General features: G+C 70.8%; 21 protein-coding genes. 18 read left to right on the plus strand and 3 right to left on the minus strand.

The genetic code is table 11. From position 1 onward, the window contains the following. Window positions 1-11 precede the first annotated feature (11 nt). The 18 genes from AQJ46_RS44600 (at window position 12) to AQJ46_RS44685 (ending at window position 17,023) form a co-directional block, all read left to right on the plus strand. Window positions 12-1,067 carry an alcohol dehydrogenase catalytic domain-containing protein gene (locus AQJ46_RS44600; protein ID WP_059211082.1) on the plus strand — a complete coding sequence of 352 codons (1,056 nt, stop codon included), beginning with the start codon at window positions 12-14 and terminating at the stop codon, window positions 1,065-1,067. A 109-nt stretch (window positions 1,068-1,176) separates the two neighbouring features. Then, window positions 1,177-1,965, plus strand: a complete 789-nt coding sequence (locus tag AQJ46_RS44605) for an enoyl-CoA hydratase/isomerase family protein (RefSeq protein WP_057614564.1) — start codon at window positions 1,177-1,179, stop codon at window positions 1,963-1,965. 5 nt (window positions 1,966-1,970) lie between these two features. After that, window positions 1,971-2,351 (plus strand): Zn-ribbon domain-containing OB-fold protein, encoded by a 381-nt coding sequence (locus AQJ46_RS44610; protein WP_059211123.1) that lies wholly within the window; start codon window positions 1,971-1,973, stop codon window positions 2,349-2,351. Then, entirely contained in the window at window positions 2,348-3,493 is a 1,146-nt protein-coding gene (locus tag AQJ46_RS44615; protein ID WP_059211083.1) for a thiolase family protein, read from the plus strand. Before AQJ46_RS44610 ends, AQJ46_RS44615 begins: the two co-directional genes overlap by 4 nt. A gap of 70 nt (window positions 3,494-3,563) precedes the next feature. Continuing rightward, a complete protein-coding gene (locus tag AQJ46_RS44620; RefSeq protein WP_059211084.1) occupies window positions 3,564-4,766 on the plus strand; it encodes an acyl-CoA dehydrogenase family protein in 1,203 nt (400 codons plus the stop codon). Beyond that, window positions 4,763-5,737, plus strand: coding sequence for a phosphotransferase family protein (locus AQJ46_RS44625; protein ID WP_059211085.1), 975 nt, complete (start codon window positions 4,763-4,765; stop codon window positions 5,735-5,737). The genes AQJ46_RS44620 and AQJ46_RS44625 overlap by 4 nt, the downstream gene beginning before the upstream one ends. A 41-nt stretch (window positions 5,738-5,778) precedes the next feature. Then, window positions 5,779-7,035 carry an acyl-CoA dehydrogenase family protein gene (locus tag AQJ46_RS44630; RefSeq protein WP_059211086.1) on the plus strand — a complete coding sequence of 419 codons (1,257 nt, stop codon included), beginning with the start codon at window positions 5,779-5,781 and terminating at the stop codon, window positions 7,033-7,035. Continuing rightward, window positions 7,032-7,808 (plus strand): SDR family oxidoreductase, encoded by a 777-nt coding sequence (locus tag AQJ46_RS44635; RefSeq protein ID WP_059211087.1) that lies wholly within the window; start codon window positions 7,032-7,034, stop codon window positions 7,806-7,808. Before AQJ46_RS44630 ends, AQJ46_RS44635 begins: the two co-directional genes overlap by 4 nt. Further along, window positions 7,805-8,575, plus strand: coding sequence for an SDR family NAD(P)-dependent oxidoreductase (locus AQJ46_RS44640; RefSeq protein WP_059211088.1), 771 nt, complete (start codon window positions 7,805-7,807; stop codon window positions 8,573-8,575). Before AQJ46_RS44635 ends, AQJ46_RS44640 begins: the two co-directional genes overlap by 4 nt. 197 nt (window positions 8,576-8,772) lie before the next feature. Further along, entirely contained in the window at window positions 8,773-9,762 is a 990-nt protein-coding gene (locus tag AQJ46_RS44645) for an enoyl-CoA hydratase-related protein (RefSeq protein ID WP_225887584.1), read from the plus strand. Between the two features lie 47 nt (window positions 9,763-9,809). Continuing rightward, complete coding sequence (locus AQJ46_RS44650; protein ID WP_059211089.1) at window positions 9,810-10,958, plus strand: acetyl-CoA C-acetyltransferase; 1,149 nt, start codon at window positions 9,810-9,812, stop codon at window positions 10,956-10,958. A gap of 104 nt (window positions 10,959-11,062) precedes the next feature. Beyond that, the gene (locus AQJ46_RS44655; protein WP_057614572.1) at window positions 11,063-11,683 is read left to right on the plus strand and encodes a TetR/AcrR family transcriptional regulator; all 621 of its coding nucleotides are present in this window, start codon (window positions 11,063-11,065) and stop codon (window positions 11,681-11,683) included. 160 nt (window positions 11,684-11,843) lie between these two features. Further along, window positions 11,844-13,031, plus strand: a complete 1,188-nt coding sequence (locus AQJ46_RS44660) for an ABC transporter substrate-binding protein (protein ID WP_059211090.1) — start codon at window positions 11,844-11,846, stop codon at window positions 13,029-13,031. Window positions 13,032-13,096: 65 nt separating this feature from the next. Further along, window positions 13,097-13,456: a nuclear transport factor 2-like protein gene (locus AQJ46_RS44665; RefSeq protein ID WP_079072725.1), complete on the plus strand. Its 360-nt coding sequence runs from the start codon at window positions 13,097-13,099 to the stop codon at window positions 13,454-13,456. A gap of 43 nt (window positions 13,457-13,499) precedes the next feature. Then, window positions 13,500-13,898 (plus strand): hypothetical protein, encoded by a 399-nt coding sequence (locus AQJ46_RS44670; RefSeq protein WP_059211091.1) that lies wholly within the window; start codon window positions 13,500-13,502, stop codon window positions 13,896-13,898. A 68-nt stretch (window positions 13,899-13,966) separates the two neighbouring features. Further along, complete coding sequence (locus AQJ46_RS44675; protein ID WP_057614575.1) at window positions 13,967-14,287, plus strand: EthD domain-containing protein; 321 nt, start codon at window positions 13,967-13,969, stop codon at window positions 14,285-14,287. A gap of 102 nt (window positions 14,288-14,389) precedes the next feature. Beyond that, window positions 14,390-15,889, plus strand: a complete 1,500-nt coding sequence (locus AQJ46_RS44680) for a class I adenylate-forming enzyme family protein (RefSeq protein ID WP_059211092.1) — start codon at window positions 14,390-14,392, stop codon at window positions 15,887-15,889. Window positions 15,890-15,982: 93 nt separating this feature from the next. After that, window positions 15,983-17,023, plus strand: a complete 1,041-nt coding sequence (locus tag AQJ46_RS44685; protein ID WP_059211093.1) for an MBL fold metallo-hydrolase — start codon at window positions 15,983-15,985, stop codon at window positions 17,021-17,023. 82 nt (window positions 17,024-17,105) lie between these two features. Here the strand turns inward: AQJ46_RS44685 and AQJ46_RS44690 are convergent, their stop codons facing one another. From AQJ46_RS44690 to AQJ46_RS44700, 3 genes are read right to left on the minus strand one after another with little or no spacing between them, the layout of a single operon-like run. Then, on the minus strand, window positions 17,106-17,864 hold the full coding sequence (locus tag AQJ46_RS44690) for an SDR family NAD(P)-dependent oxidoreductase (RefSeq protein ID WP_059211094.1): 759 nt from the start codon (window positions 17,862-17,864) through the stop codon (window positions 17,106-17,108). 35 nt (window positions 17,865-17,899) lie between these two features. Continuing rightward, entirely contained in the window at window positions 17,900-18,928 is a 1,029-nt protein-coding gene (locus tag AQJ46_RS44695) for a phosphotransferase family protein (protein WP_059211095.1), read from the minus strand. Further along, complete coding sequence (locus tag AQJ46_RS44700; RefSeq protein ID WP_059211096.1) at window positions 18,925-20,127, minus strand: acyl-CoA dehydrogenase family protein; 1,203 nt, start codon at window positions 20,125-20,127, stop codon at window positions 18,925-18,927. Before AQJ46_RS44700 ends, AQJ46_RS44695 begins: the two co-directional genes overlap by 4 nt. Window positions 20,128-20,224 lie beyond the last annotated feature (97 nt).

Here is a 20,224-nt window from a genome sequence, read left to right on the forward strand (position 1 = left end):
GAGGAGGAAGCATGCTGGCCGCAAGGCTGTACGGAGCCAAGGATCTGCGGATCGAGGAGATGCCCGAGCCCGAGCCGGGGCCGGGCGAGGTGAAGATCCGCGTGGCGCACGCGGGCATCTGCGGCACGGATGTGCACGAGTACTTCGAGACGCCGCGGGCCACGCACGTGCCCAACCCGCTCACCGGCGCCACGCTCCCGCAGACCCTGGGCCACGAGTTCGCCGGGACGGTGGTGACCTGCGGGAAAGGGGTCGACCGGGTCGCCCCCGGCGCCAGGGTCTGCGTACGGCCGATCCGCACCTGCGGAGTGTGCCCACGCTGCACGTCGGGGCTCTCCCACCTGTGCAAGGAGCTGGCGGCGATCGGTGTGACCGCCCCGGGCGGCGGTCTCGCGCAGTACGTGGTCGTGCCGGCCGACTCCGTGCATCAACTCCCGGACGGTGTCCCGCTGGAGCAGGGCGCCCTGGTGGAGCCGATGGCGGTGGCCCTGAACGCGGTGGAGCGGGCCCGTGTGCCCCGCGGCGGCAGCGCGCTGGTGACGGGAGCGGGCGCGGTAGGGATGGGCGCGTTGTTCGCCTTCAAGGCGCAGGGTGTCGAGGACGTGCTGATGGCGGAGCCCTCGCCGTCACGCCGTGCGGCAGCCGAACGGCACGGGGCCCGGGTGCTCGACCCCGGCGCGGTCGACGTGGCCGCGGAGGTGATGGCCTTCACCGGGGGCCGTGGCGTGGACGCCGCCGTCGAATGCTCGGGCCGGGCCGATGCCCTGAACGCCGCGATCCGCTCGCTGGCCGCCCGGGCGCCGGTGGTGATGGTGGCCCTGTACTCCGGCCCGGTGGCCATCGATGCGTCCGTCGTACGCCTGGCCGAACTCGCCCTGCTCGGCTGCGAGGCCTACCCGGACGGGGTCTTCGAGAGGGTCATCGAGCACATGGCGAGCGGTCACTACCCGACGGACGGCTGGCTCGACCACATCCCCCTCCACGACGCCCTCGCCGGGCTGCACGACGTCCGGGACGCGCGACGGCTCAAGGTCCTCGTGGACATTCCGGGCGGTAGCGGCAGCTGAGCAGGCGGACCTGTGGATGTCCTCCGGGGCAATCTCGGCACGGGGGTTGACAGTGGATCACCCCCTCCGCAGACTCGTAGTGAATTCAGTTCAGTTTGGAGGATCTGAGATGGCAGTGGAAGACGAAATCCAGTTCGAGCGTGACGGTCATGTCGCCCGCGTCTGGCTGAACCGACCGTGGAAGAAGAACTGCGTCACGGTGCCGATCCTGGACCGCCTCGACGAGATCATCACCGAGGTCGACGAGGACCCCGAGCTGCGAGTCCTGGTGTTCCGCGGTCGCGGCGGCACCTTCTGCTCGGGGTTCGACCTCGACAGCCTGAAGGCCGACTTCGTCGGCAAGTCGAACGCCATCGACGTCGCGGTGAAGTCCGCGAAGGTCTGCGACCGGCTCTACTCGATGAAGACCCCCTCGGTCGCGGTCCTGGAGGGCTACGTCACCGCGGGCGGTTTCGAGATCATGATCTCCTGCGACTTCGCCATCTCCGCGGACGACGCCAAGATCGGCGACTTCCACATCCGCCGCTCGCTGTTCGGCGGCGCGGGCCCGATCTACCGCGTGCCGCGCATGATCGGCATCCGCAAGACCAAGGAGCTGATGCTCACCGGCAAGCTGCTGTCCGGCATCGAGGCCGCCGAGTTCGGCCTGATCAACAAGTCCGCCCCGGCCGACAAGCTGGACGAGACGGTCGAGGACTTCATCGGTGACCTCACCGACAAGAGCCCGTTCACGATGTGGCTCACCAAGATGACCATCGACCGCAGCCTGGACGCCGACACCCAGTCGCTGATGGTGATGGAGCACCTCGCCGTGGGCGTGGCGCTCAACTCCGAGGACGCCGCCGAGGGTGTCTCGGCGTTCCTGGAGAAGCGCGAGCCGAAGTGGCAGGGGCGCTGATCCGCGTGACCACGGATCCGCGCAGTCCGGCGACCGCACTCCAGGGCTCACGCTGCTCCGGCTGCTCGGTGTCGGTCTACCCCGCGGGCGACGCGTGTCCGCGCTGCGGAGGGCCGGCCGCCCCGGCGGCCCTGTCCGGCGCGGGCACCCTGTGGACCTGGACGGTGCAGCGCTACGCACCCAAGTCACCGCCGTATCAGGTCCCACCGGGCGGCTTCGTACCGTTCGCGCTCGGCTACGTCGAACTGCCCGACGGCGTACGGGTGGCCGCCGTCCTGGACGTCGACGACTTCGAGGAGGTCCGCATCGGCATGCCCCTCATGGTGACCGCGGGTGAAGGGGTTCCGCGAGCCCGCCCCACCACCGGCCACAAGGGGAGCTCATGAGCGCCGACGTCCTGATCTGCGGTGCCGGGCGCACCCCGTTCGGCCGCACGGAGGCAAGCGGTCGCCAACTGGCCGTCGGAGCGGTGAACAGCGCTCTGGCGGATGCCGGAATCGAGTGGGCGCGAGTGGGAGCGGCGTTCGGCGGCAGCGACAGCGCGGGGCTCGCCGACACCCTGGTGGCCCAACTCGGCCTCACCGGGCTGCCGTTCGTCAACGTCAAGAACGGCTGCGCGACCGGCGGCAGTGCCCTGGTCTCCGCCGTGAACGCGATCCGCTCCGGCATGGCGGACGTCGTCCTCGCCGTCGGCTTCGACAAGCACCCGCGCGGCGCCTTCGACCCACGCCCCGAGGACTGGGGACTGGGCGCCGAGTACGGCAGCGATGGACTGATGGTGACCACCCAGTTCTTCGGCATGAAGATCCAGCGCTACATGCACGACCACGGAATCACGCCGCAGACCCTCGCTCTGGTCGCCGAGAAGGCGTACCGCAACGGAGGACTGACCCCCGAGGCATGGCGGCGCAAGCCGGTCTCCGCCGAGGAGATCCTCGACTCCGGAATGGTCAGCGATCCACTGACCCGCTTCATGTTCTGCTCGCCGGGAGCGGGCGCCGCCGCGCTGGTCCTGTGCTCGCCCGGGGTCGCCCGCACCCTGGACGGCCCGTCGGTCACCCTGCGCTCGGCGGCCGTACGCACCCGCCGCTTCGGCTCGTTCGAGGTGTTCAGCCCCTGGATCCCTGGGGGCGACCTCACCAGCGTCAGCCGCGACGCCTCCGCCGCCGCCTTCGAGGAGGCGGGGCTCGGTCCCAGTGACGTGGACGTGTGCCAGCTCCAGGACACCGAGAGCGGCGCCGAGATCATGCACATGGCCGAGTGCGGGTTCTGCGAGAACGGGGAACAGGAGCGGCTGATCGCCTCGGGCGCCACCGAGATCGGCGGCACCCTGCCCGTCAACACCGACGGCGGCTGCATCGCCAACGGCGAACCCATCGGCGCCTCGGGACTGCGCCAGGTCTACGAGATCGTCCAGCAGCTGCGCGGCCGGGCCGGCGAACGCCAGGTCCACGGCGGACCCAGGGTCGGCTTCACCCATGTGTACGGCGCCCCGGGCGTGAGCGCCTGCACGGTGCTGTCCCGCTGATCCCCGTCGGAAGCCGTGACGGAAGTGTCCGCGACACAAGGATCCGCGACGGAGGAAGGAGAGGAAGGACATGACCGGTATTCCGGACCCCGACGCGTTCCGCGCGCAGGCCCGGCAGTGGCTCGCCACGGTCGCCGGCCCGCGCACCGCCGACGGGGCGTGGGGCAGCGGCTCCGACTCCGTCGCCGTGTTCGAGAACTGGACGCAGCAGCAGGAACGCGAGCACACCGCCCGCACCAAGGAATGGGAACGCACCCGGTACGACCAGGGCTGGGGCGCGCTCAACTGGCAGACCGCGTACGGAGGCCGTGAGCTGCCCGCGTACTACGAGCAGCTCTACCGCACCGAAGAAGCGGCCTTCGACGTGCCGCACCGCACCGAGATCTTCCCCGTGACCCAGCAGCTCGTCGCCCCCGCCATCGGCATCTGGGGCACCGACGAGCAGAAGGCGCGCTGGCTGCGGCCCATGCTGCGCACGGACGAGCTGGCCTGCCAGCTCTTCTCCGAGACCGAGGCGGGATCCGACCTTGCCGCGGTCCGCACGAGGGCGGTGCATGAAGGCGACCACTGGGTTTTGCGGGGCCACAAGGTGTGGACCTCCGGGGCCGGGGTCGCGACCTGGGGGGTCGCGGTGTGCCGCACCGACCCGGACGTACGCAAGCACGCCGGCATCACCGTCTTCCTGGTGCGCATGGACGCGCCGGGCGTGACCGTACGGCCCATCCAGCAGATGACCGGCGGGGCCAGCTTCAACGAGGTCTACCTCGACGACGTGACCGTGCCCGACACCGACCGGCTGGGACCGGTCGGCGAGGGCTGGCGGGTCACGCTGAGTGTGCTGGCCGCCGAACGGCTCGACTCCGGAAACCTGGGCCTCGACAACGCCGACCGAGCCCTGGACCTGGCCAGGAACCTGCCCCGCCCGCTCACCGGCGGCGAACAGCGCCAAGCCGCCGACCTCTACCTCCGCGCCCTCGTGCAGCGGCTCATCGGGCTGCGGGTGACCGGCGCCCTCGTCGCCGGACGCGAACCCGGAGCCGAGGCCTCGGTCGGCAAGCTGTACGCCACCGAGACCATGCGCCGCACCAGCGACCTGGTGTCCGAGCTGCTCGGACCGCGCCTCGTCGCCGACACGGGGGAGTGGGGCACCTACGCCTGGACCGAGCACCTGCTCGGCGCGCCCGGGTACAGCATCGCGGGCGGTACCGACGAGATCCAGCACAACATCCTCGCCGAGCGTGTGCTCGGCCTGCCCAAGGAGCCCCTCCGATGAGCACGGCCACGCAGGTGTCGGAGCTGGCCGCACGGGTCCGTGACGCTCTCGCCCGCCGCCATCCCGGGGCGCCCGTGGGCGAGTTGAGGACCCTGCCCGGCGGCCACTCCGGGCTGACGTACTCGGTGACCGCGGGCGAGGCGGCGTACGTCATCAAGGCGGTGCCTCCCGGACAGCGGCCCGTCGGGCGCAACGACGTCCTGCGCCAGGCACGGGTCCTGGGAGCGCTCGCCGGAACCGCGGTGCCGGTGCCGGGCGTCGCCGCCGTCGACGAGAGCCAACCGGCCTGGTTCGCCATGGACTTCGCCGCCGGTGAGGCCGTCGAACCCGTCCTGGACGAACCCGGGGTACCCGCCGCCACGGCCCGGGCACGCATGTTGCAGATCGCCTCCGTGCTGCGGCGGCTGCACGAGACCGACATCGCCACACCCGGCCTCGACGCGCCCGAACCACTCGACGCCGCCGGTGAACTGGAGCGGTGGAGCCGCACGCTGCACGCCGTACCGTCCGAACTGCGGCCGGGAGGCGAGGAGTTGCTCAAGCGCCTCGCCGACGACGTGCCCGACGGCCTCCCGCCGGTGCTGCTGCACGGCGACTTCCGGCTCGGGAACGTGCTGTGCGTCGGCGAGCGCGCGGTGGCCGTCGTCGACTGGGAGATCTGGAGCGTCGGCGACCCACGCATCGACCTCGGCTGGTTCCTGCTCTTCGCCGACCACCGCAACTTCCCGCAGCTGGGCCGCGCCGTAGCCGGCCTGCCCACCGAGGCCGAACTCCTCGACGCCTACGGCGGGGGCGGCCCCGCGCTGCCCGCGATGGACTGGTTCCGCGCCCTGGGTCGCATGAAGATGGCCGCGATCATGGGCCACAACCTGCGCCGCCACCGCGAGGGCAAGCACCACGACCCGGACCAGGAGCGACTGCCGCCCACCATCGCCGCGATGATCCGCACGGCGCGCGACATCCTCGGCTGAACCCGGACCCGCCAGGCACACCCCAGCATGAGGAGCAACTCGTGGATTTCGGATTCTCGCCCCGGGCGAGTGAACTCCAGGACCGTATGCGGTCGTTCATGGAACAGCACGTCTTCCCCGCGGAGGCCGTCTACGACCGGCAGCTGGCCGAGGCGGACGACCCGCACGCGCTGCCGCCGGTGATGACCGAGCTGAAGGAGAAGGCACGCGCCGAGGGCCTGTGGAACCTCTTCATGGCACACGGCGACTGGGGCGCGGGGCTCACCAACCTCGAATACGCGCCCCTCATGGAACTGGCGGGCCGCTCCATCATCGGCCCCGAGGTGTTCAACTGCTCGGCACCCGACACCGGCAACATGGAACTGCTCGCGCTGTACGGCACCCCCGCGCAGCAGGAGCGCTGGCTGCGGCCCCTGCTGGAGGCCGAGATCCGGTCCTGCTTCGCGATGACCGAGCCCGAGGTCGCCAGCTCCGACGCCCGCAACATCCGCACCCGCATCACCCGCGACGGCGACAGCTATGTCGTCAACGGCCGCAAGTGGTACACCTCCGGGATCCTCGACCCCGACTGCAAGCTGATCATCCTGATGGGCAAGACCGACCCGGACGCGCCCACCTACCGCCAGCAGAGCATGCTGCTCATTCCCCGCGACACACCTGGCGTCACCGTCCTGCGCGACCTGCCGATGTTCGGCTACACCGACCGGTGCGGCCACGGCGAGGTGCTCTTCGAGAACGTCCGGGTGCCCGTGGAGTACATCCTCGGAGGTGAGGGCGACGGATTCGCCATCGCCCAGGGGCGGCTCGGCCCCGGACGCATGCACTACGCGATGCGCGCCGTGGGTTTCGCCGAGCGCGCCCTGCAGCTGATGTGCGAACGCGCCACCGAACGCGTCGCCTTCGGCGGGCCCCTCGCCGACCGCGGCGTGGTGCGCGAGTGGATCGCCCGCAGCCGTATCGAGATCGAACAACTACGGCTGCTGGTGCTGAAGTCGGCCTGGCTGATGGACAGCGTCGGCAACGCCGCCGCCCGGATGGAGGTCGCCGCGATCAAGGTGGCGGCGCTGGAGGTCGCCCACAAGGTGGTCGACCGCGCGGTCCAGGCACACGGTGCCGCGGGGGTCAGCGACGACACCGTACTGGCCCGGCTGTTCTCCATCACCCGGGCACTGAAGATCGCCGACGGGCCCGACGAGGTGCACCTGCGCACCGTCGCTCGCCAGGAACTCGCCCGGTACCGGAAAACCGATCCGAAGGCCGAACGGCAGACGACCGACACGAAGGCAGGGGCAGCGTGAGCGCCAACACCCTCGACGGCAAGGTGGCCGTCATCACCGGCGGATCCCGCGGCATCGGCCTCGGCATCGCCACCGCCTACCGGGCGGCCGGCGCGCATGTGGTCATAGCGGCGCGGAAGGCGGCCGGACTGGCCGAGGCGCGCGAGGAACTGCTGCGCGTCAAGGGCGACGGCGACCTCCACACCGTGGTCGCCAACGCCGGCGAACCCGACCAGGCAGAGGCCTGCGTCGACGAGACCATGGCCCGATTCGGACGCGTCGACATCCTCGTCAACAACGCGGCGACCAACCCGTACCACGGCGATCTGCTCGACCTGGATCTGCCGCGGGCGGAGAAGACGGTACGGGTCAACCAGTACGGGATGATCGCCTGGACCCGCTGCGCCTGGCGCGCCTGGATGGCCGAGCACGGGGGAGCGGTCGTCAACATCGCCTCTGTCGGCGGACTGATCGTCGACCCGCACATCGGCTACTACAACGCCACCAAGGCGGCCATGCTCCACATGACCCGGCAGTTGGCCTACGAACTCGGGCCGCGAGCGCGGGTGAACGCCATCGCCCCCGGCCTGATCAAGACCGAACTGGCCCGTGCGGTGTGGGAGGTCCGCGAGACCGTCCTCACCGCCAAGCTGCCGATGCGGCGCCTGGGCACGGTGGAGGACGTGGCGAACGCGGCGCTGTTCCTGGCCTCCGACGCCTCTTCCTGGATGACCGGCCAGACCCTGGTGCTTGACGGGGGCGCGACCGCGTTGCCGATCGGGGTGGACGAGTGAGCGCGCCTCGACCCGCCGGTGATCTCTTCTCGCTGAAGGGCAGGACGGCCATCGTCACCGGCGCGTCCTCCGGCCTGGGCGCCAGGTTCGCGAGTGTCCTCGCGCAGGCCGGCGCCACCGTGTTCGCCGCCGCCCGCCGCATCGACAGGCTGAAGTCACTCGCCGACTCCGACGCGCGCATCCACCCGGTCGCCTGCGACGTGGCTGTGGAGTCCGACCGTACGAGGCTCGTCGAGACGGCGCTGACCGTCACCGGCCGCATCGACATCCTCGTCAACAACGCGGCGACGTCAGGCGAGACCCGTGCCGAGGACGAGTCCGCGGACGCCTTCACCGACGTCCTCGGCGTCAACCTCACCGCGCCGTTCCATCTGGCCCGGCTGACAGCTGAGGCCCCGGCGAGTGGCGGCAGGAGCATCATCAACGTCTCCTCCATCCTCGGCCTGGTCTCGGCCGCACCCCTCGGCGGCGCGAGCTACTCCGCGTCCAAGGCCGGCCTCATCGGCCTGACCCGTGAGCTGGCCGGACAGTGGGGCCGTAGCGGAACCCGCGTCAACGCGCTCGCCCCGGGCTGGTTCCGCACCGAGATGACCGCGGACCTCTTCGGCGACGAGCGCTCCAGCCGCTGGGTCGAACGCAACACCCTGCTGCACCGCGGCGGCGACGGCCACGAACTCGACGGCGCATTGCTGTTCCTCGCCTCGGACGCGTCCTCGTACTGCACCGGCCAGGTCCTGACCATCGACGGCGGATGGACCGCGCGGTGAGGGGCACCGGATCGGGTGCGGGGGAGCGGGCGACGGCGGGCGCCGGATCGGATGCGAGGAACCACGCGGCGGCGGGCGACGGACCGGGCGCGGGGGGCCCCGGGACGGCGGATGTCGGTTCGGGTGCCGCGGATCGGGCTACGGCGGGCGTCAGCCGACATCCGGCGGATCGTGCGGTGGTGGGCGATGGAGCGGGCGTGGGGGAGCGCGGGACGGCTGATGTCGGTTCGGGCGTCGCGGATCGGGCTACGGCGGGCGTCAGCCGACATCCGGCGGATCGCGCGGTGGCGGGCAATGGACCCGGCGCGGGAGAGCACGGGACGGCTGATGTTGGTCCGGGTGCCGCGATTCGCCCTACGACCGGCCTCAGCCCGCGCCCAGCGGATTCCGCGGCGAGCGTCGGCGTAGAGATCCAGGACGACGGCCTCGCCCGCGTCACCCTGCGCCGGGGCCACGCGGGCAACGCCATCGACCTCGCGACGGCGCGCGGGCTCCTCGCCGCGGCACGGGCCTGCGAACGTGCGGCCGTACGGGCCGTGCTGCTCACCGGTGAGGGGAAGTCCTTCTGTGTCGGCGGCGACCTCAGGGAGTTCTCCCGGCTCACCGGCGAAGCCCTGGAGAAGCACCTCGTCGCGGTGACCGACGCGCTCCACGACGCCCTGCGCACATTCGCCTCGATCGACGCGCCCATGGTGGCCGCCGTCCAGGGCGCCGTCGCCGGCGCGGGTATCGGCCTTGCCGCGGCCGCCGACGTGACTCTCGCGGCCGACGACGTCACGTTCACCGCCGCGTACACCAGCATCGGCTACTCGCCTGACGCCGGGGTGAGCTGGCAGCTGCCCCGCCTCGTCGGGCCCAAGCGGGCGGTGGAGATGTTGCTGACGAACCGTCGTGTACCGGCCGCGGAAGCCGCCACGATCGGTCTGGTGAGCCGTGTCGTCCCGTCCGGCGAACTCGCCGCCGAGGCCGAGGGGACCGCCCGGGCCCTGCGCCGCGGCCCCACCTCGGCCTTCGGCGTCACCCGCCGTCTCGTCGCCTCCGGTCAGACGGCGGATCTCGCCCGGCATCTCGACGACGAGGCCGCCGCGCTCGCCGCCGCGGCCGCCTCGGACGAGGGCCGCGAGGGCGTCGCCGCGTTCCTCGACAAGCGGGCGCCCGACTTCACGCGTATCCCGTCCAGGCCCTGATCACTCAAGCGATCACTCAACTCGTCCCCGAACCATGGGAGCCCACCGTGTCGGAAGCATTCATCGTCGGGGCTGTCCGGACCCCGGTAGGCCGCCGCAAGGGCACGCTCAGCGGCGTGCATCCGGCCGATCTCGGCGCCCATGTGCTGCGTGCCCTCCTGGAACGTACGGGAGCCGACCCGGACGCGGTCGAGGACGTGTACTTCGGCTGTGTCAGCCAGATCGGGGCCCAGACCGGAAACATCGCCCGCACCGCCTGGCTGTCGGCGGGGCTGCCCCAGCACGTACCCGGGACCACCATCGACCGTCAGTGCGGCTCCTCCCAGCAGGCCGTGCATTTCGCCGCCCAGGCGGTCGGTTCCGGCGCCGCCGACCTGGTGGTCGCGGGCGGGGTGGAGGTGATGAGCCTGGTGCCGATAGCCAGCCCCATGTTCGTCGGCGAACAGGCGGGTATGGGCAGTCCCTTCGCGGGGGACGGCTGGCGCGAACACTTCGGGGACCAGGAAGTCTCGCAGTTCCGTGGCGCCGAGCTGATCGCCGAGAAGTGGGGCGTCTCCCGCGAGGACATGGAGCGGTTCGCGCTCACCAGCCACCAGCGGGCCCTCGCCGCGCAAGCCGGCGGAACCTTCGACGAGGAGATCAGCCCGGCCTTCGGACTCTCCGCCGACGAGGGCCCGCGCGCCGACACCACGCTCGAGAAGATGGCGGGACTGAAGACCCTCACCGAGGACGGGCGGCTGACGGCCGCCGTCGCCAGCCAGATCTCCGACGGTGCCGCCGCCCTGCTCATCGCCTCCGAGGACGCGGTCCGCCGTCACGGTCTGACCCCCCTGGCCCGCGTGCACACCATGGCGGTGGTCGGCTCCGACCCCATCCACATGCTCACGGGGCCCATCCCGGCCACCGAGAAGGTCCTGGACAAGGCCGGCCTGTCCATAGGCGACATCGACCTGGTCGAGATCAACGAGGCCTTCGCCTCCGTCGTCCTCGCCTGGCAGAGGGAGATCGGCGCCGATCAGGAGCGGGTCAACGCCTTCGGCGGGGCGATCGCGCTCGGGCATCCGCTCGGCGCCACGGGCGCCCGCCTGATGACCACGCTCGTCCACCAGCTGCGCAGGACCGGTGGACGCTACGGTCTGCAGACGATGTGTGAGGGCGGCGGGATGGCCAACGCGACCGTGCTCGAACGCCTCTGACCGGCCGTGCTCGACGCCTCTGACCGGATCTGATTGGCAACTGAGTTCAACTTGGGTCTACTCTCGGGTACGGACACGGTGGGTGACGGCCATGGAGAGGGAGCATGACGAGGATCGTTGAACCGGAGGCGGGACCGCGGTCCAAGCGCGCGGCCATTCTCACGGCAGCGGTGGACTGTTTCGGTGAGACCGGCTTCGAGGCCACCAAGTGGTCGACGGTGGCGGAGCGCGTCGGCATCGGGCAGACGGCGCTCTACCACTACTTCGAGTCGAAGACCCACTGCCTGCTCACCATCATGCGGGTGGAACTGCAGCGCTCCCACGACCGCTTCGTGGAGGCGACGAAGGACGCCGCGGACCCCGTCGAGGCGCTTCGGGCAGCGGTCCGCGCGGCCTACGACGTGTCACCGCAGGAGGTCCTGCAGATGCGCATTCTGCAGAACCACATGGACCTGTTGTCCGGTTCGCGCAGGTCCAAGCGCGAGGAGGACGAACGGGTCGCGGCCCGTCAGCTGGTCCAGGTCGTCGAGCGGGACTGGACGAATCTGCTCGTCAAGGGCATGTCCCAGGGCTCCTTCCCGCTGCGTGACGCACAACTGCTCGGTGCGAGCGTGCTCGGGCTGATCGTCAGCGTGTGGCGGTGGTACCGGCCGTCAGGACCGACCCCGCTCTCGGAGGTCAGCGAGCTGATCGAGGGCGCCTGCGTCCGGATGGTCGCCTCCTGACGCGCTGAGCGGTCACCGCACCTCGCGGCCCTCCGACGGACACCCCGTCGGAGGGCCGCACTGCTTTCTCCCTACATGACGAGCCATTGCCAGGGCTGTTTCCGCGGGATTAAAATCCAAACTGAACTGAACTTAACTCAGGTTGATCTGAGGAGGGGTCTTGCGACGACGCACGACACGCTCGCTCATCGCCGCAGCCACCGCCCTGCTCGCCCTGGCGGTGAGCGCCTGCGGCACCCAAGGCCCCGCGGCCCGGGACGACGTCATCAGGATCGGCGCGTGGTACCCGCTCACGGGAGCCGTCGCCTCGTTCGGCATCCCCGAGAGAGCCGGCGCCGACGCGTACTTCAAGTCGGTCAACGCCCGGGGCGGGATCAACGGACGCAAGATCGATTGGGTCGTCAAGGACAACGCCTTCGATCCGCAGCAGACCGTGCAGATCGCCCGCCGGCTCGTCGACCAGGACGGAGTGGTGGCGATCGTCGCCACCAACGGCACCGCCCAGTCCCAGGCCACCTTCCCCTTCGTCCTCGAGCAGTCGAAGGTCCCCGTCCTCAACACCCTGGGCGGAGACGCCTCCTGGTACCAGCCGGCCCGCGACGGCCTGTTCGGCATGCAGACCCTCTACGAGGACCAGGCGTCGGCGCTCGGGCAGTGGGCGGCGCAAGACGGGGCGAAGAAGGTGCTCGTCGTGCACAGCGACCCCGCGGCGTTCGTGAACGTCGCCAAGGAGATCGGTCCCGCCGCCCGCAAGACCGATCCGTCGGTCCGGGTCAAAAGCCTGTCGGTCAAGTTCCAGACCACCGACTACAGCCCGGTGATCAGCAAGGTGAAGCGTGAGAAACCCGACGCCGTCGTGGTGATCCTCGCCGCCGCCGAGGCCGCGTCCTACCTGAAGGAAGCCAAGCTGCAGGGGCTGTCGACACCCGTGTACGGCTACGCTCCGGTCGCGGCGCAGTCCACCCTCACTCTCGCGGGCAAGGCGGCCGAAGGTGTCAAGGCGGTGCAACTGGTGAAGTCACCCAACGACGACGACCCGGCCATCAAGGAGTTCCGTTCCGCGATGGCGAAGTACGAGCGCGGGCAGCCGGCCGACTTCATCACCCTGTGGGGCTGGGCCGCGGCCAAAGCGTTCGTCGAGATCGCCCGGACCATCGACGGTCCGATCACGTCCGAGGCGCTGACCGTCGCGTACCAGAAGGCCCGAGCGGTCGACACCGGCGTCGCACCAGTCCTGAACTTCTCGGTGGCGCACCATCTCGGCACCCGCGACGTACAGAAGGTCGTCGTCAGGGACGGCCGCTGGGAGTCGCAGGGTGACTTCTTCACCCCGCCCTCCCGTGACTGAATCCCCGATCGCAACTGATCCCGCCCGCGACTGAAACAGCCGTTCCCCGCTTGGAGAGGACTCCCATGGCCGGCGTAATCCGCGACTACATGGCCCGTATGGACAGTGACGACCCTCGTCAGGCACTCGAACTCCTTGTGCCGGACTTCCGATTCCTGATCGCCCTGCCCGGCCGCGAGGCGACGGGGACCACCAGGGACGACTTCGCCGCCTACATCGCCGGCCGCAACGCCGTCGAGAGGGGACACAAAATCCTCCGGCACAGTTCCGACGGCGATCTGGAGACCGTGTACGGAGTGGTCACCGAGTCCGGGAAGACCGTCGGCTCCTTCCTCTCGGCCGCCGTCGTCACACCCGACGGGCGCATGGCCCGCTACCAGTCGTACTTCAGCACCACCTACGACCTCATCGACCGGCCGGACTAGCCGCGCCACCCCGGCAGCCACCCACCCATCCCCGGGAGCCGATATGACCGACACCTCCACCGACACCTCCACAGACGCCGCCCCCGCACCCTTCCTCACCGCCTGGTTCGACATCCTCGACAGTGAGGAACCGACCCGGATCCTCGACCTGATCAGCGACGACTTCACCCTCTCCATCCTGTTCTCCACCGGCGACGGCAACGCGACCGACTTCGCCGGGGACCGAGCCGCCCTCGTCGGCTACCTCGAACAGCGCGAGAAGGGCACCCGCACCCACCATCTCCTGTCCGCGACCACCCTCGGCCAGGACGAGCTCTTCCTCGGCGAGGTGCGGCGCGGGGGAGTGCCCGAGGCGAGTTTCGTCGCCGCGGGCCGGGTGGACGACCACGGACGTCTGCAGCGCCTGCTGATCGGCCGGTCGTCCGAGATCCGCTTCACCTGAGCCCCACCCGATTCGGATTCGCTGCACCTGCAAAATCCGCTTCGACCGGACACCCACGGAGGACCGTCATGTACAACCTCGTCCTGCTGGCCGCCAGGCCCCCGGAGTGGACGCACGAGCAGTTCATCGACTGGTGGCGCGGCGACCACGCGGAACTGACCTACCGCCTGCCCGGGCTTCGCGCCTGGCGGCACACCGAGATCGACCAGGCGCTGGAGCCGCGGTCGGAGGGCTGGGACGGGATCTCCGTGCTCAGCTTCGACTCCCCGCAGGACCTGAAGAAGGCCCTCGCGAGCCAGGAGTGGGCGGACGCGATCGCGCAGGTCGGTGACATGAAAGGCCGCCGCATCGCGGTGATGGGACACGAGGCGCAGCTCTTCGGCGGCTGAGACCGTTCTTCGGCTCCCTCAGTCCGGCATGCGCGGGGCATGCACCACAGCGTTCAACACATCGTTCTTCATGGAGTTCGGCCAGCGTAGCGAGGAAGCGGGATGCGACAGGTAGTGCGGGAGTTCCAACAAAGGGCCGAGCAGGCGGACTTCGTCGCCGTCATCGACGACGATGGCAGTCATACGGCGCGCGAGCTGCTCGCCGAGGCCGGCCGGCTCGCCGAAGCGATGTTCCCCGGCGGCCCGGGCGGCACCGTCATGCTCCAGGCCGACAACTCATGGCGTACCGTCGCAGGCTCCCTGGCCGTGGGACTGCGCGGCGGGGTCCTCGCGGTCGTCAACCGGCACACCACACATGCCGAGTTCGCCGCGGCCTACGAGGACATCCGCCCCGACGCGGTCGTCGCCGAGGCCTCGGCGAGTGACGAATGGGGGCTCCCCGAACTGCTGCCGGGCCCGGTGGACGCGGTGCTCGACGGCTGGACCTGCCGTGCCACGCCCGGTCCGCGTGAAGTGTCACGGTGGTCCGGCGGCGTCCTCATCGGGCTGACCTCCGGCTCGACCGGGCGTCCCAAGGGCGTGGTGCAGTCCGAGGAGGCCCTCCGCTACGCCTGCGCCAGCACGATCGACATCAACGGCCTGGCCCCCGGCGACGCGGTGGCCGCGATCGTGCCGCTGTCGTCGACGGCCGCCTACTGCTTCGGCGTCTACCTCTCCCTGCTGCTGGGCGGCCCGCTCGTCCTGACCTCGAAGTGGGACCGTGCCCTCGCGCTGCGGCGGATGGCAGAGACCGAGGTGCGCTGGACCATGTGCGTACCGACGATGGCGCTGCAGATGGGGGCCGAGGCGGCCGGATCCGGTGCGCTCTCGGGAGTCCGCGCCATCACCGTCGGCGGCGGCCCCATGGACCGTGGCGCCCTGGCACGTGCCGAACGGTCACTGGGCACCAAGATCCTGCGCGTCTTCGGCATGTCGGAGTGCCTCGGCCACACCTCGCCCCGCCCCGACGACCCCGAGGAGATCCGGCTCGGCAGGGACGGCCGCCCCTTCCCGGGCACGCACCTGCGCGCACTGACCCCCGACGGTGCCGAGGCCGGACCGGGCGTCACCGGCCGGGCACAGGTCCGAGGCCCCTCGCTGTTCGTCGGCTACGCCCGCGACGGCCGCGTCGAGCGGCCGGAACTGACCGAGGACGGCTTCTTCCCGACCGGCGACCTGCTCCTGACCCACGAGGACGGCACCGTCAGCATCATGGGCCGCGAGAAGGACATCATCATCCGCGGCGGCCGCAACATCGACATCACCGAGATCGAGCGGGCGGTCGCCGGGTACCCGCGCGTGGCCAGGGCCTGCGTCGCCGCGGTCCCGGACGAGGTGCTCGGCGAGCGCGTCGCGCTGCTGGTCGTCACCGAGGACGGACACGGCATCGACCTGGCCGAGGTGACCGGACATCTGGAGAGCGTCGGACTGTCCAAGGCCAAGTGGCCCGAGTTCGTGTACGACGTCGAGGAGTTGCCGCAGACCAAGGTCGGCAAACTCGACCGGAGCGGAGCCCGCGAACTCGCCCACCGGCTACGGACGGGCACACCCGACTCGGCCTGATCAAAGGCGATCCGGCTTGACCAGAGGACAGACCCGGCGGGGTCGCCCCGCCGGGTCCGATCCCCAGCGAAACAGCAGCAGCATTGGAGAATCATGACAGCGCGGTTCGACCAGGGCCCATGGGCCGCAGCCGGAGTCCAGACCGTCCAGCCCGGAGTGCACCGCGTTCCCCTGCCACTGCCCAACGACGGCCTGCACGCCGTCAACGTCTATCTGCTGGAGGATCTCGCCGAGGACGACGGCATCGTCATGATCGACGGAGGCTGGGCGATCCCCGAGGCGCGCAAAGCGCTCGAGGAGGCGCTGGCCGCCATCGGGCGCGACCTCGGCGACATCAGCCACATCCTGGTCACCCACATCCACCGTGACCACTACACCAACGCCGTGGAGCTGCGCCGCCTGCTGGGCTCGCGGGTCTACCTGGGCGCGGGCGAACGGCCGGGCCTGGAGATGCTCGACAGGCTGCGCAGCGACGAACCCGCCGGCTCACTGGAGACGCTGCGCAGGGGAGGAGCGGCCGAACTCGCCGAACAGATCCAGGCGATGGACCACGGCGGCTACGACCCCAGCGTGTGGGAGGCCCCCGACCAGTGGCTCGGAGCGGAAACGCTCCGCTTCGGCGACAACGAGCTGCGCGTCGTACCGACCCCCGGGCACACCAAGGGACACGTGGTCTTCCTGGACGAACGGCGCGGACTGCTGTTCGCCGGCGACCACGTCCTTCCGCACATCACCCCGTCCATCGGCTTCGAGCTGACCGAAGCGGGCGGGCGCCCCCTCGCCGACTACCTGGACTCGCTGCGGTTGATGACGCGGTACGCCGACACCCGACTGCTGCCCGCGCACGGGCCGGTCACCGACAGCGCCCACACCCGCGTCGCCGAACTGCTCACCCACCACGACGACCGGCTGGCCAAGAGCCTGACAGCGCTGGGCGAGGACACCCTCGACGCGCACGCGGTGGCGCGCAAGCTGGGCTGGACGCGCCGCGAAGTGCCGTTCGGCGACCTCAACGCCTTCAACCAGATGCTCGCCGTGAACGAGACGGCGGCCCACCTGGACGTCCTCGTCCTGCGCGGACGCGCCACGGTGGCGTTCGTGGGCGGGGTGAACCAGTACGCACGCGTGCGCTGAACACGGCACGTGCCCAGGGGGAGGGGCTCGGCCATCGCCCCGCCCCTCCTTCTTTGTCGGCAGACCATGCCGGCGGGCCTCGTCAGCGGGCCGTCCAGCCGCCGTCCACGTACAGCTCGGATCCCGTGATGAACGTCGCGTCCTGGGAGGCCAGGAACGCCACCGCGCCCGCGACCTCGTCGGGCCGGCCCAGCCGCCCCATCGGGGTGCCCTCGACCATGGCGGTGTGCCGGGGCGTGCCCCGCCACAGTTCCCGGGACAGGGGCGTCTCGATGAAACCGGGGTGGATCGAGTTGACGCGGACACCACGCGTGGCCCAGTGAAGTGCCGCGTTCTTCGTCATCAGGCGGACCGCGCCTTTCGCGGCGTGGTACGAGAACTGGCTGCCGAAGCCGCCGACGGTGCCGAAGATCGACGCGATGTTGACGATCGAGCCACCGCCGGAGCGTTCGATCGCGGGACCGGCGTGCTTCATGCCGAGCCACACACCGCCCTGGGTGACGGCGATGACCTTGTCCCAGGACTCCTGGGTCTCCGTCTCGACCGTCCGCATCTCGGCGATGCCCGCGTTGTTGACCAGCACCGACAGCCCGCCCAGCTCGTCGACCACCCGCTTGACCGCGCCGCGCCACGCCTCCTCGTCGCTTACGTCCAGCGCGAGGCCGAGCGCCCGCTCCCCGTCACTCGTCAGCTCCTTCGCCAGGTCGTCGCAGCGACCGGCGTCCACGTCCGTCACCACCACCGTCGCGCCCTCCGCGGCGAGCCGGTGCGAGACGGCGTGTCCGATGCCGCCGGTCGCACCGGTGACCAGGGCGATCTGTCCGGACAGTCGGTCTCCCACGGGCTCTCCTCGGTTCGGTGTGTGCGCGGTCGCGGTCATGGCAGCAGCTCCAGCCCCGAGCGCAGCAGCGCGGGGACCGCAGACCCGACCCGCTCGAAGCCGGTGCCGACGGTCTGTCCCGCGAGGTAGCGGGCGTGGATGCCCTCCGCGATGACGGCGAGCTTGAAACAGGCCAGGGCCTGGTAGTAGGGCAGGGCGTCGATGTCGCGGCCGGACCTTGCGGCGTACCGCGCGGCCAGTTCGGGGGCGGCGGGGAAGCCGGCGTTGGCCGTCGGGACGTGCCGTGCCGCGAGGACCGGCTCGCAGGTCGGATCCCAGTACATGAGGAGCATGCCGAGATCGGCGAGGGGATCACCGAGCGTGGCCATCTCCCAGTCGACGATCGCCGCGATCCGGCCGAAGCCGTCGGGCGCCAGGATGGTGTTGTCCAGGCGGTAGTCGCCGTGCACGATCGCCGGAGCGCCACTGACGGGCACGGCGCGGGCGAGCCTGCCGTGCAGTTCGTCGACGTCGGGCAGCGAACGCGTGGCGACCTTCTCCCACTGCCCGCGCCAGCGCCTCACCTGACGCTCCAGATAGCCGTCCGGCCGGCCGAAGTCACCGAGCCCCACGGCGAAGGCGTCCACGGAGTGGAGTGCCACCAGCGCATCGACGAGCGCGTCGGCGGTCCGTCGCGCCTCGGCGGGTGGCAGTACGGCTGCGTCGTCGCCGTCGCGCAGCACCGTCCCCTCCACGAAGTCGACGACGCAGAACGGCGCGCCGATCACCTCCGGGTCCCGGCACGACAGCACTGCGCGGGCGACGGGCACCCCGGTACCACCGAGGGCGGCGACGACGCGGTACTCGCGGTCCATGTCGTGCGCGGTGGGGGTCAGTACCCCCAGCGGGGGCCGGCGCAGCACCCAGCGGTGCGTCCCGTCGGTCACCTCGTACGTCAGATTGGAGCGCCCGCCCTGGAGCAGCCGGATCCTCAGCGGGCCGGCGCACTCGGGGACATGGCGGTCGAAGTACCGCTGCAGTGCGGGCACGTCGACGCCGACCACGGCAGCCTCGGACGCGGTCACCGTGCGGCCACCCGCTCCCGCGCCGCCCGCACCGCACGCTTGGCGATGGCCCACCGGTGGGTCTCGGAAGGACCGTCGTAGATCCGGAACGGACGCACCTCCCGGTACAGCCGCGACAGCGGGGCGTCCCCCGAGATGCCGAGCGCGCCGCACACCTGCACGGAGCGGTCGACGACCCGGTTGACCGCCTCGGAGACGTATGTCTTGGCGATCGAGGTGTGCTGGGCGGCCGAGCGGCCCTGGTCCAGTTCCCAGCAGGCCCGCCACAGCACCGCGCGGCTGGTCTCGATGTCGATCTCGGAGTCGGCCAACAGCTGCTGCACCATGCCGAGTTCGGCCAGCGGTTTGCCGAAGGCCGATCGCTCCGTCGCCCGCTCGAGGGCGATGTCCTGCGCCCGCCGGGCCACGCCGAGCCAGCGCATGCAGTGCGTCATACGGGCGGGCCCGAGGCGCACCTGCGCGTATGTGAATCCCTGGTCCACCTCGCCCAGGACGGCGCTGTCGGCTACTTCGCAGCTCTCGAAGAGGATCTCGCTGTGGCCGCCGAACAGGCCCTGGTCCAGGGTCTCGATATTGCGGACGATCTTCATTCCCGGGTTGTCGGCGTCGACGAGGAACATCGTCGCGCCGCCCGCGTCGCCCGGTCCGCCGCTGGTGCGGGCCATGCAGATGGCGAAGGCCGCCCCGTCGGCGCCGCTGATGAACCACTTGCGTCCGTCGATCCGCCAGCCGCCGTCGACCCGGGTCGCGGTGGTGCCGAGGGCGCGCGGATCGGAACCGGCGCCGGGCGCCGGCTCGGTCATCGCGAAGCAGGACCGGACCTCACCCGCGGCCAGCGGCCGCAGGTAGCGCTCCTTCTGTTCGTCCGTGGCGACCACTTCGAGCAGATGTGTGTTGCCCTCGTCGGGTGCCGCGCAGTTCAGCGCCAGCGGCCCGAGCAGCGAGTACCCCGCCGCCTCGAACACCACGGCCTGGCCGCACAGGTCGAGCCCGAGCCCGCCCCATTCCGTGCCGACGTGGGGTGCGAACACCCCCACGTCGCGGGCCGCCCGCTGGAGCCGGCGGCGCAGTGGCTCCGGACCGGCGTGGACGTTCCCGTCGCACGCCCGCTCCTCGGGGATCACCACATCCTGTACGAACGCGGTGGTGCGCCGAGCGACGTCGGCGACCCTCTCGTCGATCTCGAACCCGATGGGCATGTTCACTCCCGAGCTTGGCTACTGACCATTAGCCATCTCAAGGGGGAAGGGGGCGGCATGTCAAGAGCCCCGGCTATAGTGGCTGCTCAGGCAGACA

The organism is Streptomyces canus, assembly GCF_001514145.1.
GTDB lineage: Bacteria > Actinomycetota > Actinomycetes > Streptomycetales > Streptomycetaceae > Streptomyces > Streptomyces canus.

Bases quoted from the DNA above. Each gene is read 5' to 3' on its own strand.
- AQJ46_RS44600 (WP_059211082.1), top strand. From the start codon at position 12: ATGCTGGCCGCAAGGCTGTACGGAGCCAAGGATCTGCGGATCGAGGAG.
- AQJ46_RS44605 (WP_057614564.1), top strand. From the start codon at position 1,177: ATGGCAGTGGAAGACGAAATCCAGTTCGAGCGTGACGGTCATGTCGCC.
- AQJ46_RS44615 (WP_059211083.1), top strand. From the start codon at position 2,348: ATGAGCGCCGACGTCCTGATCTGCGGTGCCGGGCGCACCCCGTTCGGC.
- AQJ46_RS44620 (WP_059211084.1), top strand. From the start codon at position 3,564: ATGACCGGTATTCCGGACCCCGACGCGTTCCGCGCGCAGGCCCGGCAG.
- AQJ46_RS44625 (WP_059211085.1), top strand. From the start codon at position 4,763: ATGAGCACGGCCACGCAGGTGTCGGAGCTGGCCGCACGGGTCCGTGAC.
- AQJ46_RS44655 (WP_057614572.1), top strand. From the start codon at position 11,063: ATGACGAGGATCGTTGAACCGGAGGCGGGACCGCGGTCCAAGCGCGCG.
- AQJ46_RS44665 (WP_079072725.1), top strand. From the start codon at position 13,097: ATGGCCGGCGTAATCCGCGACTACATGGCCCGTATGGACAGTGACGAC.
- AQJ46_RS44670 (WP_059211091.1), top strand. From the start codon at position 13,500: ATGACCGACACCTCCACCGACACCTCCACAGACGCCGCCCCCGCACCC.
- AQJ46_RS44675 (WP_057614575.1), top strand. From the start codon at position 13,967: ATGTACAACCTCGTCCTGCTGGCCGCCAGGCCCCCGGAGTGGACGCAC.
- AQJ46_RS44680 (WP_059211092.1), top strand. From the start codon at position 14,390: ATGCGACAGGTAGTGCGGGAGTTCCAACAAAGGGCCGAGCAGGCGGAC.
- AQJ46_RS44685 (WP_059211093.1), top strand. From the start codon at position 15,983: ATGACAGCGCGGTTCGACCAGGGCCCATGGGCCGCAGCCGGAGTCCAG.
- AQJ46_RS44700 (WP_059211096.1), bottom strand. From the start codon at position 20,127: ATGCCCATCGGGTTCGAGATCGACGAGAGGGTCGCCGACGTCGCTCGG.